This window comes from Streptomyces sp. Z423-1, from assembly GCF_013009255.1.
Taxonomy (GTDB): Bacteria; Actinomycetota; Actinomycetes; order Streptomycetales; family Streptomycetaceae; genus Streptomyces; species Streptomyces gossypiisoli.
This window is the reverse complement of sequence record NZ_CP053109.1, coordinates 433,470-446,273: the sequence shown is the minus strand read 5'-3', so window position 1 is coordinate 446,273 and position 12,804 is coordinate 433,470. Positions and strand designations below refer to the sequence as shown.

The window sequence follows — 12,804 nt, the reverse complement described above, 5'->3', positions numbered from 1 at the left end:
GCAGCATAAGCGGGGAACTGAGTGCCCTGAGCGGGATCGCGCTATACCTCACCGTCGCCCTGTGCCCCGGGGCCGTCGGACTCCGACAGCCGGGCCACCGCCGCGGCCACCTGACGCTGTACCGAGTCGGGCAGCGGTTCCCCCTGTACGGCGGTCACCAGGTCCTGGGCGAGACGATGGAGCTTGGTGTTGGTGTGTTGCGACACCATCACCAGCACGTGCCACGCGTCCTGCGGGCTCAGCCCGAACGTGGCCATCAGGACCCCGCGGGCCAGATCGATGGTCGGCCTGGTCTGCATGGCCCGGCGCAACTGCACGACCTCCACGCCGAGCTGGTGGTCGATGCCGTCGTCGGTCTCGGCGGTGAAGAGCGACAGGGTGCCCGTGAGGGTGAGGAGCCGTTCGGTCACGGGACTGAGGGACTGGATCGTCACCGTCCTGCTCTCCGCCAGGGCCTGTTCGCGGACGGCGAGCAGGACGTTCAGGGCCGAGCAGTCGCAGAAGGTGACGCCTCGCATGTCGAGGTCGATGCCCTCGGCCGCGGACTTCAGCGCCCGGCGCAGGGCGGCCCCCAGCTCGTTGGCCGCCTGCAGGTCCAACTCACCGCGCACCACCACGATGGAGCGGCCGCCGTCGGGCTGTGTGGCGATCGACAGCGACCGCGGCCGCACGGCCGCGGGGGTGGCGGGCTGCGTGGAGAACGCAGGCTCCGGCATGGCCGACACTCCTTCGAATCTCCTGCCTGCCGTCCCCACCAGAGTCGACCTCACACCGGTATACGTCAAGAGATACATGAAATCTGGTTCGCGTTTTTGAATGCGGGAACCGTCGCTCCTATGATGGGGCCATGGGTGGAGTGCCTGAGCCGCATACCGGATGGACCTTCCTCACCAATCACGCCCGGGTGCTGGCCGCCATCGCCGATGATCACAACGCCCGCGTACGCGACATCGCGGCGCACTGCCGGCTCACCGAGCGAGCCGTGCAGAAGATCATCGTCGATCTGGAGCAGGCCGGTTACCTCTCCCACCGGCGTGAGGGGCGGGGCAACACGTACCGCATCGAGCCCACCAAGGTGCTGCGGCACCCGGCCGAGGCGGGGCTGACCGTGGCCGCGCTGCTCTCCCTGCTCGCCCGGGACGAGGCGCACCGCGACCGGGAGTCCGCGGACAGCGGGGCGCCGGCCGGCGAGAGCTGAGACCCGCATCCGACCGGGGATCACATGCGACGGTCAGCCCTGCGCGGCGTCCGCCGGGTCGGTCGGCACGCGGATGTCCACCACACAGACGTCGTCCCGTCGTTCTTCCTCCAACACGGCCGCGAGCAGCGGGCCGAGTGAGCCGGGCTCGTCGGTGTGGTGGGTGACGAGGGCCTGCGCGAGCCGTTCCAGGCCGCGGTCGATGCCCTCCGAGGGGCGCTCCACCAGCCCGTCCGTGTAGAGCAACAGCCGGTCGCCGGGCTCCAGTCGGCACTCCGCCTCCTCGAAGACCGGCGTGGTGCTCGCCCCGAGCAGCATCCCGCCGGGCCGGCCGAGCCGCCGTACCTCTCCGTCGCGCAGCAACAGCGGCGGGAGATGGCCGGCCTGAGCCCAGACCAGTCGGCGTTCGCCGGGATGGTAGTGGGCCAGCACCATGGTCGCCGTGCCGTGCGGGTCGCGGGAGTGCAGCAGCAGCGTGTTGAGCCGGTTGAGGGCACCGGTGAGCGAGGAGCCCGTGATGACCATGCCCTTGGCGGTGAACCGGAGCTGGGCCATCGTGGCCACGGCGTCGATGCCGTGACCGGCGACGTCCCCGACCACGAACAGCGCGGTTCCGTCCGGCAGTTCGATGGCGCTGTACCAGTCGCCGCCGACATGGATCCCCGACTGCGCGGGCAGATACGCCACCTCCACCCGCAGCCCGGCCAGCCGCAACGGCTTGTCCGGCAGCGGCAGCAGCGCGTGCTGGAGCCGGGCGGCCAGCGCCCGTTCGGCCTGGAGCACCCCGTGCTGGGTGAGGATCGCCCGTTCGCTCGCCACCAGGGCGAGTTCGGCGCTGCGCTGTGCCGTGAGGTCCTGCACGAAGCCGTGCACCTCGACGGGCGTGCCGTGCAGGTCGGCCACCGCCTCGGCGACGGCCCGCAGATGGCGTACCCCGCGTGCCGTCCGGATCCGGAACGGCGCGTCGACCGGCCGCCCTTCGTGCTGGAGCGCCCGGATGGCGCGGGTCAGGGCCGGTGCGTCCTCCGGCACGGCGAGGCCTGGCAGTTCGGAGAGCCGCAGCGGGCCGCGCGCGGGATCGCGGTCGAGGACGGTGAAGATCTGGGCGGACCAGGTGACTTCGTCGGTGACCAGGTTCCAGCTCGCCCAGCCGAGGTTGCCCAGCCGCTGCACGTCCGCCAGCCGCTGCTCCTGCCGGTCCGACGGGTCGTGCCGGATCCAGCTGACCACGAGCCCGTCGCCCAGCCGCGCCACCCGTACCGAGTACGTGGACAGTTCGGCGACGCCGGCCACCACGTCCTGCTGCGCGAACGGCTCGCCCTCGTACGGCATCCCGTCGCTCAGCACATCCAGGCACCGCTGCCACAGCGACTCGTCGGCCACCGGCGGCCAGCACTCCAGGATCCGCAGCCCCACCAGCTCCCGGCCACTGCGCCCGATGACGTCGATCGCCTCCGGGGTGGCCGCGTCGATGCGGTAGTCCTCGATGTCGCCGGAGGGGGCGCGCAGCGGGGTGAGCAGCATCGCCGCGCCGGGCAGGGTGTCGAACACGGCCTGTACGGCGTCGGCGGCGCCGTCGGCGGCGGGTTCCGGCCGGGCGTCGAAGGCCCGCAGCCGGCCCGCGCACAGCCGGACGACCGCCCGCAGATGCTCGCGGGTGCGCGGCGTGAACGGACCGGGGCGGGTGCGCAGCACGCCGATGGCGACGTCGGCGGTGTCGCCGGTCACCACCGGCAGCCAGGCGCGCGACCGCCAGCGCTCGGGCGGGTCGCCGATGAGCAGGAACCGCTTCCGGTCCTCCGCGAGGTCCTCCAGCCAGCGCGCCTGTCGGGTGCGCAGCGTGTCCAGCGCGGCGATGCCGGTCAGCGGGGGCACCCGACGCCACTGGGCGGCCAGTGTGGCATCGACGCCCGCGTGCCCGACCAGTTCGAGGCCGCCCTCGGGGAGCCGGGCGAAGACCATGACCGCGTCGGCGGCGACGGTGTGCGCGAGATGCTCCAGCAGGCATCCGGCCAGCTCCTGCGGGGTGCGCACGCCGACGAGTGCCTTGCCCAGCCGTCCCAGGGCGGTCGATCCGTCGTCGGACGGCTCACGGGCGGGAGGGGGGACCGGGACGCCGGGGGTGCCGGGCGCCGGCGGCGCCCGGTCGGGGGCCGGGACGGCCTTGGCGGGGGAGCCGCTGCCGAGCGTGATCCAGCACTCCTCGATCAGCGTGCGGTTCCCGGCGTTCGCGCGCCTGAGGAGTTCCTCGTGCGCCGCGTCCGCGGAGCACCCGGTGAGCGCCATGAGCGCGCCCTTGGCCCGCTCCAGGACAGCCGAGGTCGCCGCCAGGTCCCGCAGCCGGTCCGGCTCGGCGCGTCGCCCGGCCATGGCTCCGGCCGATGTGACCGTCTCGGACCCGGTGCCGTTCTCCGCCGGGATCGCGGGGTCGCTCGTCACGCGTCGAGCATCGCACAGGGACCCCCCGGAGAGCACAAGGTCGCCGGGAGGGAATCCACTCGAAAGTGCAAGGCGTGGCCATGGCTGGTCACGCCGGTCCTGGTCGGCAGAGCCCCCCTTGCCGTGCCGGGCGCACGCGAGGTCCCGGGGCGCATGCCTGAAGTGCTCCCGAAGTCCCGGGGCCGCACCCCTGAAGTGCTCCCGAAGTGCCCCCTCAGCGCCCCGAGTTGCGCTCCACCAGCGCGTCGGTCACCGCCCGGACGCTGCGCGCGATGTGCTGGAGTTGCAGCACCTCGGCGGCGTACAGCTTGATCGTGTGCTCGATGACCGACTCCGGCATGCCGAGCCGCGGCAGGTCGGCGCGGGCGGTCTGCAGGGCGGTGCGGGCGATCCGGATCTCGTGCTGGACCTGGATCTGCGCGTGCCGGGCGAGCAGCACGGGGTGGCGGATCAGTGCCGGATAGCCGGCGTACCGCGCCGGTACCAGCTCGCGCAGCCACTTGGCCGCCGAGCGCTCCCAGTCGTAGCTGCCGGGGGTCTTGACCTGGCACGGCCAGTCCGGGCTGGTGCGCGTGGACGTCAGGGGCATGATGATCGCTTCCGGTGTGCTGCGGTGCGGAGGTGGTCCGCGGTGGTGGGGCGGCCCCGGCCTAGGGGATGACCGGGGCCGCCCCGACCGAACACCCAGGGCACCGACGCGGGTAGGGGACGTCGGCTTCGGGTGTTCGTGCGGGCGCCCTGGGAAAGCAGACCTGGTGCATGCGCGGACGGCCGACTCTCCTCAGGCGGTGCGGATCCGCGAGCAGTATTTATATATGCCGATCGCTTTGCAAGACGTATGAAAACATTCATGCGCGCTTTGAAATGAAAGGTCCCTTTGCAATGCCGCTCGGATAGGGGCGGGAAGCTCAGTCCCGCAGGAAGAACTGGTGCTGGTCGGAGACCTGCTCGTACGCCTCCAGCCGGGCCTGGGTGCGTTCCGGGTCGGCGTCCGTCATGGCCTGGAGCAGCGCGGCCGCGATCACGCCGGGCGCGGCGTAGGAGTCGAAGACCAGCCGGGAGCCGGTGCCCGTGGCGAAGGTGACGTCGGCCTCGTCGGCGACCGGTCCGAGCGCCAGGTCGGTGATCAGGGCGACGCGCAGCCCGGCGCCGCGCGCGAGGCGCACCGCGGCGAGGGTCTCGTGGGCGTGCCGGGGCATCGAGAACGCCAGCACCCAGGTGCCGCCGGCCTCGCGGGACTGCAGCAGCGCGTCGTAGGCGACGCTGCCGCCCCGCGTCACCAGCCGTACGTCGGGGTGGATGCGGCGCGCGGCGTACGCGAAGTACTCGGCGAGCGAGGCGGAGATGCGCAGCCCCAGCACGGTCAGCGGGGTCGACTCCGACAACTGCCGGCCGATCGCGATCACCTGGTCGGGGTCGGCGAAGTCACGGCGCAGGTTCTCCAGGTTCTCGATCTCGGCGTCCACCGCCGCCTGGAGTTCGTTGCCGCGGTCCTCCTCGGCGGTCGCGGGGCCGCCGGCCAGCGCGCCGAGGGCGATCGCCTGGAGCTTCTCCCGTAGCGCGGGGTAACCGCTGAAGCCGACCGCGGCGGCGAAACGCGTCACCGACGGCTGGCTGACTCCGGCCCGGTCGGCGAGCTCGGTGATCGACAGGAACGCCGCCTCGGTGAGGTGCTCGATCAGGTACTGCGCGATGCGCCGCTGCCCCGGCGACAGTCGGGGCTGGTCGAACAGCGCCCTGAGCTGGGAACTCGGGGCGGCCTCCGTCTCCGGTGCGGTCTTCCCCGAGGTGATCGCGGATGCCTGTGCGCGTGCCTGCTGCGGCGATGCCACGGGTGCGCCTCCTTTGCTTCCCAGGGAGCTTCAACATAGCTCACGCAGGGTGGCGATCAGGGGCGCATGCCGGTCTCTGGGGGTGGTCGGGGCAGGGGGGATGCCGGTCTCTGGGGGTGGCTGGGGCAGGGGCGATGCCGGTCCCCAGGGCGGCCGGGGTAGGGGCGACGCCGGTCACCGGGGTCGGCCGGGGTAGGGGCGATGCCGGTCACCGGGGTCGGCCGGGGTAGGGGCGATGCCGGTCACCGGGGTCGGCCGGGGCAGGGGCGATGCCGGTCACCGGGGTCGGCCGGGGCAGGGGCGATGCCGGTCCCCAGGGCGGCCGGGGTAGGGGCGACGCCCGGTCACCGGGGCCGCCGGAACAGGGGCGCATGCCGGTCATCCGGAGGCGGCCAAAACCGGTGCGGGAGCCGGGGCGGTACGCCGGCTCCCGCACCGGCCGGTGTCACCGCTTCAGCAGCCGCACCGACAGACCGCGCGCGGTGTACAGGGGCACGGCCCGCAGTGTGTCGGAGTCCAGCTCGACGCGGTCGAACTGGCCGCGCAGCACCGGGACGTCGAGCACGCGCACCGTCCTGCCCGCGGCCGGGGGCTTGTCGGCGTCGAGCCGCAGGGACAGCGTGCTGCCCCGGCCGAGCATCACCCGCCGCGTCACCTCCAGGGCGGGCTCCTTGCAGGAGCGGAGGGTCACCTCCAGCGCGCCCGACTCCTGGGCGTAGGTGCCGTGCACCCGCACCGACTTGGCGAGCCTCAGCGTGCCGCCGGTCACCCGCACGTCACCGTGTCCCAGCGCGTGGCCCGAACCGGCGGCCAGCACACCGCCCGTGACCACGGTGCCGCCGGTGTACTTGTTGTGGCCGGTCAGGGTCAGCGTTCCGGTGCCCCGCTTGGTCAGCCCGCCGCGCCCGTCGATGTCGTTGCGCCAGGCGTCGGCCGCGCCGAAGCCGCCGGCCGCCGCGTCCAGCGTCACCGTCACGTCGGAGTCGAAGGCGCCGTAACCGTCCGCCGCGGCGAACAGGTTCAGCCGGCCCCACTGCTCGAAGCCGTCCAGCAGCACGTACCCCGAGGGCAGCGCGGTCGTGCGCAGCACCTCGCGGCGCTGCTCGGCGGTCAGATACGGCAGCCGCGTCTCCAGCAGCACCTCCGCGCCCTTCGGCACGGTCATCGGCTTGCTGCGGCCGTGCCGGGTCAGGATGTACGTCAACCGCCGCCGCACGGAACGGGCGTTGGCGGCCCGGTCCGCGTACGGGTCGGTGTCGGCGTCCGCCGAGTGCGCGTAGGCGTCCAGGGTGTCCGCCGTGGTGCCGGTCCGCGCCCGGAAGTAGGCGAGGGCCTGGGCGCGCGCTGCGGCCTTCAGCTCCGCGTTCGCCGGGTCGGCCAGCGCGGCCGCCGCCAGGGCGGTGGCCATGACGCGGCCGCCGATGACGTCGACGGGGGAGTGCATACCGGCCACGATCCGGGTGTCGGCGAGCGCGAAGGCGTGCGTCACCAGCTCCTGGAACCGCTCGGGTATCGCGTAGGCGAACGCCAGGCACGCCAGGTGCAGGGCGTTGGTGTGACCGCTGGGGAAGCCGCCGTCGTCGTCGGGGCTGGTGCTGCGCTGGCGCAGCAACTGCGGGGCGACGATCACCTCGGAGTCGTACACCGGGTAGCCGAGCGCGTCCGTCCGCCCGGTGTCGACGACCTCGCTGTCCTCGTTCATACGCCACGGGCGCGGGTACTGGTACGTGAACTTGGCGGGGTTGCTGGAGGCGAACGGGCCGCGCACCGTGTTGACCAGCTCGGCCACCTTGCCCAGCTCCGAGGTGGTCGAGCCCGCGCCGAGCGCCGATCCGGCGGGCGCGTCGGCCGGAACCGCGTCGCTGATCTTGGTGGCCGGTGTGCCGTCCGGGGCGCTGGTGATCGAGGTGACCGCCTTGGCGCCCTCCCGGTACAGGCCGGCCAGCGGGCCCAGACCCGCGATCATCGCGTAGCTCTGGTGCTGCCGGTCGACGATGAACGCCTCCTTGGCCTGCTCCGGCGTGCGCCTGGCCGTGATCCGGGCGCAGTAGCGCATGTTGGCACGCAGCACCTCGGGCCGCAGCGGTGTGCCGGTGTTCCAGGCGTCGCCGGTCTTCCACACCTCGGCCATCCCGCCGAGGACCCGCACCACGGCGTTGGTCTCGGGCGTCCGGTTCGCGGTGACGTTGCTCTTGTAGTCGTCGACGAACGCGGCGAGCGGGGTGGCGGCCTTGGCGTCCGTGGCGGCCAGCCAGCCGACGAAGGTCGGGGCGGCCAGCAGCCCCGCGGAGGTGCCCAGCGAGGTCCTGAGGAAACCCCGGCGGTTCAGGGCGAGCTGACCTGCCGACGCGGTGGACGGGTGACCGGCTGGTGACGGCATGAGGATGCCTCCCTGGCGTTCAGGTGGGTGCGCGCGGTGGCGACGGGGGTGGGTGAGGCACGCAAGGCGTGCAAGCGAAGATCTACGGGCGAGTTGTGTCGGTCCGGGGGCGGTCCGGCGACGGCGTCATGTCCTGGGGGTGAACGAGATCTGGTGAAGTCTGTGCGGGTGTGTTCGTTCCGCCCTGGCGGGCCTTGATGTTCGCTGTGCGAACGCGTGCGATCGTATCCGATCCCGCGTTCGTCGAAGCGGTCGCGCGGAAAGGCTGACCGATGTGCATCTCCCTTACCAGCGCCGTCCGTTGCACGACCTGCCGGACACCCCCGAGGCCTACGACACCTCCCTCGGCGTCACATCCCTGCTCGCGCTCGCCTGGCAGCGCGGCCGGGACCCACGCCTGCCGGAGGCGGTACGCCGCAGTCTCGCCTTCCCTCTGCGCGAGCGGGTGTTCCGCGCGGACAACCCCGGCTACCCGAACCTGAGAATCCGCGACTCCGGACTGCCGTACGCCCGCTTCGTCCTCCGCGCGGGCGCGCACCCGCACGGCGACCGGCCGAGCACGGTGTGGACGCTGCTGCAGACGGTCAACGTGCTGGACGCGGCCGACCTGGTCTCCACCACGGCCCTGGAAGCGGGCCCGGCCCCGGAGGCACCGGCGGATCTGCACGTGTTCGCCGTCCGCTACGGCGATCCGACCCCGTTCGCCCCCACCTTCGAGCCCGGCCCACGCGGCCTGACGGTCGACACGGAGGCCTTCACGGCCCTGATCGGCGACGCGGCGGGCGACGCCCAGGGTGAACCGGAGCTGACACTCGAGCGCCGTTAGCCCGTGGCCACGACCACGTCCGCGCGGTCCCGGGTCGTCGCCACCAGCTCGGCGTTGCGCTGGTCCGTCCCCAGTACCCACGCCACCGCCTCCTCGTGGCCCTTGCCGAACTCCTCGTGCCGGGCGACGAGGCGGCGGATCCGCTCCGGCTCCGGCAGCTCGCAGAACCACACCTCGTCCAGCTGCGGCCGGACGCGCGCCCAGGCGCCCGAGGCGAGCAGCAGGTAGTTGCCCTCGGTCACGACCAGGCGGGCGGTCGGCGGGACGGGGATCGCGCCCGCGATCGGCTGCTCCAGGACGCGCTCGAAGCCGGGCGCGTACACCACGTCGTCACCGTCCTCGTGCAGCCGCCGCAGCAGGGCCGCGTACCCGGCCGCGTCGAAGGTGTCGGGCGCGCCCTTGCGCTCGCGGCGGCCGAGCCGGTCCAACTCCACGTCGGCGAGGTGGAAACCGTCCATGGGGACGTGCGCGACCCACGGCCGGCCCGGGTCGTTCAGCTCCCGCACCAGGCGTTCCGCGAGGGTCGTCTTGCCCGCGCCGGGGCTGCCGGTGATGCCGAGGACGGCCCGGCGGCCGTCCGCCACGAGGGCACGGGCGCGGGCCAGGAGGTCGTCGAAGGTCACCGGCACACAGCAGAGTGTGTCATCCGGCCGACGGGCGACGAGTTCCGGCTCCGGGCAGAGTCGGATCAGGGGAAGAGACGAGGAAGAAGGGGGCGAGACGAGGAAGAAGGGGGCGAGACGAGGAAGAAGGGGGAGAGGCCAGGAAGAAGGGAGCAAGGCATATGTCCGACGACGAGACCCGGATCCGCGACCTCATCACCCGGTGGGCCGAAGCCGCAGTCCCAGGGCGCGTCCTTCGAGATCGAGTCCCTGGACGTCACCGCGGGCACCGAGGTGGCCTACGCGTTCCCCCTCGACTGACCGTCGTACGGCGCAAGGCGCCCCGTGTGGCGCCCGCCACCCACTGGACCCCGCCGAGCCGGGGAACCGTTCCCGTATGACAGAGCTCGGTCTGCCCGAAGAAATCCTGGCCTGCCTCTTCGACCTCGACGGGGTCGTCACCAAGACGGCCGTGGTCCACGCCGCCGCCTGGAAGGAGACGTTCGACGCCTTCCTGCGTGAGCGCGACGGCGACGACTTCCGGCCGTTCGACGCCGTCGCCGACTACGACGAGTACGTCGACGGCCGCCCCCGCGCCGACGGCGTGCGCACCTTCCTCGCCTCCCGCGGCATCCACCTGCCCGAAGGAAGCCCCGACGACCCGCCCGACGCCCCGACCGTGCACGGCGTCGGCAACCGCAAGAACGACCTCCTCCTGGCGAAGATCCGCAGCGGCGGCGTCGAGGCCTACGACAGCACCCTGCGCTACATCGAGGCGGTCCGCGCCCAGGGCCTGCGCACCGCGATCGTCTCGTCCAGCGCCAACTGCCGTGACGTGCTGCGCGCGATCGACGCCGAGGACCTGTTCGACGTACGCATCGACGGCGTCGTGGCGGCGGAGCGGAAGCTGCCGGGGAAGCCGCGGCCGGACACCTTCCTGGCCGCCGCCCACGACCTCGGTGTCCAGGCGTGGCAGGCGGCCGTGTTCGAGGACGCGCTGGCCGGCATGGACGCCGGGCGCGCGGGCGGCTTCGGTCACGTTGTCGGCGTCGACCGCGCCGGACAGGCCGACGCCCTGTACGCGCACGGCGCGGACCGGGTCGTACACGATCTCGCCGAACTGGGGGGCAAGGAGTGATCACACAGGGGGCGTACGCCGTCGAGCCGTGGACCGTGCGGGAGACGGACCTCAAACTCGACGTGCTGGCACAGAGCGAGTCCGTGTTCGCGCTGTCCAACGGCCATGTCGGCTGGCGCGGCAACCTCGACGAGGGCGAGCCGCACGGCCTGCCCGGCTCGTACCTCAACGGGGTCCACGAGCTGCATCCGCTGCCGTACGCCGAGGCCGGGTACGGCTATCCGGAGTCCGGTCAGACGGTCATCAACGTCACCAACGGCAAGGTCGTCCGGCTACTCGTCGACGACGAGCCGTTCGACCTGCGCTACGGGCGGCTAGTCGCGCACGAGCGCACGCTGGATCTGCGCAGGGGTGTGCTGGAGCGGGTCTGCGAGTGGACCTCACCGGCCGGTTCGACGGTGCGGGTGCGTTCGACGCGGCTGGTGTCGCTCACACAGCGGGCGATCGCCGCCGTGGCGTACGAGGTGGAGCCCGTCGACAGCCGTACGCGGGTGGTGATCCAGTCGGAGCTGGTCACCAACGAGAGCCTGCCCGAGCCGAACGGCGACCCACGTGCCGCCCGGGCGCTGAAGTCGCCGCTGGAGCACGAGGAGGACTTCGCCGACGGCCCCCGGCTGCGCCTCGTGCACCGCACCCGGCGCAGCGGCCTGCGCGTCGCCGTGGCCGCCGACCACGTCGTCACCGGCCCGGAGCGCACGACCACGAGCAGCGAGAGCCACGTGGACGTGGCCCGCCTCACCGTCACCTCCGTGCTCGGCCCCGGCGAGCGGCTGCGGGTGGAGAAGCTGGTCGCGCACGGCTGGTCCGGCGTTCGCTCCCGGCCCGCGATGAGCGACCAGGTCGAGGCGGCGCTGGCGGCGGCCGCGCACAGCGGCTGGCAGGGCCTGCTCGACGAACAGCAGGCGTATCTGGACGACTTCTGGGCGCGGGCCGACGTCGAGGTCGACGGCGACGAGGAGATCCAGCAGGCGGTCCGCTTCGCCCTCTTCCACGTCCTCCAGGCGGGCGCCCGCGCCGAGGGCCGCGCGATACCCGCCAAGGGCCTGACCGGCTCCGGCTACGACGGCCACGCCTTCTGGGACACCGAGACGTTCGTGCTGCCCCTGCTGACCTACACCTCGCCCGGTGCCGTCGCCGAGGCGCTGCGCTGGCGGCAGAACACCCTGCCCGCCGCCCGTGAACGCGCCGCCCAACTCGGCCTGGGCGGGGCGGCGTTCCCGTGGCGGACGATCGAGGGCTCGGAGGGCTCGGCGTACTGGCCCGCCGGCACCGCCGCCTTCCATGTCAACGCCGACATAGCCGACGCCGTCGTCCGGTACGTGGCGGCGACCGGCGACCGCGACTTCGAGCGGGACACCGGCGTGGAGCTGCTGGTGGAGACGGCGCGGCTGTGGCGCTCCCTCGGCCACCACGACCACCACGGCGCGTTCCACATCGACGGTGTCACCGGCCCGGACGAGTACAGCGCGATCGCCGACGACAACACGTACACCAACCTCATGGCCCGGGCGAACCTGCTGGCCGCCGCCGACGCCGTCGAACGCCACCCGGAACAGGCCGCGCAACTGGACGTGGACCACGAGGAGAGCGCCGCCTGGCGCGACGCCGCCACCGCCATGCACATCCCGTACAACGCCGCCCTCGGTGTGCACGAGCAGCACGCGGGCTTCACCCGCTACCAGCGCTGGGACTTCGAGTCGACGGGCCCCGACCAGTTCCCCCTCATGCTGCACTTCCCCTACTTCGACCTGTACCGCAAGCAAGTCGTCAAGCAGGCCGACCTGGTGCTCGCGATGTACACCTGCGGCAGCCACTTCGACGACGAGCACATCGCCCGCAACTTCGCCTACTACGAGCCGCTGACGGTGCGGGACTCCTCGCTCTCCGCCTGCGTCCAGGCCGTCATCGCCGCCCAGGCCGGCCACCTCGGTCTCGCCTACGACTACACCGTCGAGGCGGCCCTGATGGACCTGGCCGACCTGGAGCAGAACACCCGCGACGGACTGCACATCGCGTCGCTGGCCGGTACGTGGATGGCGCTGGTCGCCGGTTTCGGCGGGATGCGCCGCACCGGCGACACGCTGCGCTTCGCGCCCCGCCTGCCCGAACGGTTGAGCCGTCTCGCCTTCACGATCCAGTTCCTCGACCGCCGCCTGCACGTGGAGATCACGCCCGACAAGGCCACGTATACCCTGCTCTCCGGCCCACGCCTGACGATCAGTCACCACGGCGAACCCCTGAACGTCGGCCCCGACAGCCCCGCCGTCCGCACGGTCCCTCCGACACCCACGCGCCCGACCCCGGAACAGCCCCCGCACCGCGCACCGAACATCCACTGAGCGGTGGGCCCGGCGACGCGTGTCCCACTCCCATGGGTTAGTGTTCATGC

General features: G+C 72.6%; 9 protein-coding genes and 1 pseudogene. 4 read left to right on the top strand and 6 right to left on the bottom strand.

Annotation, left to right across the window (positions count from 1 at the left end; genetic code table 11):
• Window positions 1-41: 41 nt before the first annotated feature.
• A complete protein-coding gene (locus HJD23_RS02080) occupies window positions 42-716 on the bottom strand; it encodes an ANTAR domain-containing protein (RefSeq protein ID WP_171115049.1) in 675 nt (224 codons plus the stop codon).
• A 131-nt stretch (window positions 717-847) separates the two neighbouring features.
• Between HJD23_RS02080 and HJD23_RS02075 the strand changes: the two genes are divergently transcribed.
• Complete coding sequence (locus tag HJD23_RS02075; protein ID WP_171115050.1) at window positions 848-1,198, top strand: MarR family transcriptional regulator; 351 nt, start codon at window positions 848-850, stop codon at window positions 1,196-1,198.
• A 33-nt stretch (window positions 1,199-1,231) separates the two neighbouring features.
• On the opposite strand, the gene HJD23_RS02070 is transcribed toward HJD23_RS02075, so the two are convergent.
• From HJD23_RS02070 to HJD23_RS02055, 4 genes are all read right to left on the bottom strand, one after another.
• A complete protein-coding gene (locus HJD23_RS02070; protein WP_240980609.1) occupies window positions 1,232-3,637 on the bottom strand; it encodes a SpoIIE family protein phosphatase in 2,406 nt (801 codons plus the stop codon).
• Between the two features lie 214 nt (window positions 3,638-3,851).
• Window positions 3,852-4,226 (bottom strand): hypothetical protein, encoded by a 375-nt coding sequence (locus HJD23_RS02065; RefSeq protein WP_171115053.1) that lies wholly within the window; start codon window positions 4,224-4,226, stop codon window positions 3,852-3,854.
• A gap of 319 nt (window positions 4,227-4,545) precedes the next feature.
• Complete coding sequence (locus tag HJD23_RS02060) at window positions 4,546-5,469, bottom strand: MurR/RpiR family transcriptional regulator (protein WP_171115055.1); 924 nt, start codon at window positions 5,467-5,469, stop codon at window positions 4,546-4,548.
• 445 nt (window positions 5,470-5,914) lie between these two features.
• Window positions 5,915-7,849, bottom strand: a complete 1,935-nt coding sequence (locus tag HJD23_RS02055) for a phosphatase PAP2 family protein (RefSeq protein WP_171115057.1) — start codon at window positions 7,847-7,849, stop codon at window positions 5,915-5,917.
• A 274-nt stretch (window positions 7,850-8,123) separates the two neighbouring features.
• Between HJD23_RS02055 and HJD23_RS02050 the strand changes: the two are divergent.
• A pseudogene (locus tag HJD23_RS02050) lies at window positions 8,124-8,456 on the top strand (hypothetical protein); the annotation flags it as partial.
• A 215-nt stretch (window positions 8,457-8,671) separates the two neighbouring features.
• Here HJD23_RS02050 and HJD23_RS02045 read toward each other — a convergent pair.
• Window positions 8,672-9,304, bottom strand: a complete 633-nt coding sequence (locus tag HJD23_RS02045) for a nucleoside/nucleotide kinase family protein (protein ID WP_171115059.1) — start codon at window positions 9,302-9,304, stop codon at window positions 8,672-8,674.
• A 370-nt stretch (window positions 9,305-9,674) separates the two neighbouring features.
• Here HJD23_RS02045 and HJD23_RS02040 point away from each other — a divergent pair, with 370 nt between their 5' ends.
• Both HJD23_RS02040 and HJD23_RS02035 read left to right on the top strand, forming a co-directional pair.
• Window positions 9,675-10,415 (top strand): beta-phosphoglucomutase family hydrolase, encoded by a 741-nt coding sequence (locus HJD23_RS02040; protein WP_171115061.1) that lies wholly within the window; start codon window positions 9,675-9,677, stop codon window positions 10,413-10,415.
• Window positions 10,412-12,754: a glycoside hydrolase family 65 protein gene (locus HJD23_RS02035; protein WP_171115063.1), complete on the top strand. Its 2,343-nt coding sequence runs from the start codon at window positions 10,412-10,414 to the stop codon at window positions 12,752-12,754. Before HJD23_RS02040 ends, HJD23_RS02035 begins: the two co-directional genes overlap by 4 nt.
• Window positions 12,755-12,804 lie beyond the last annotated feature (50 nt).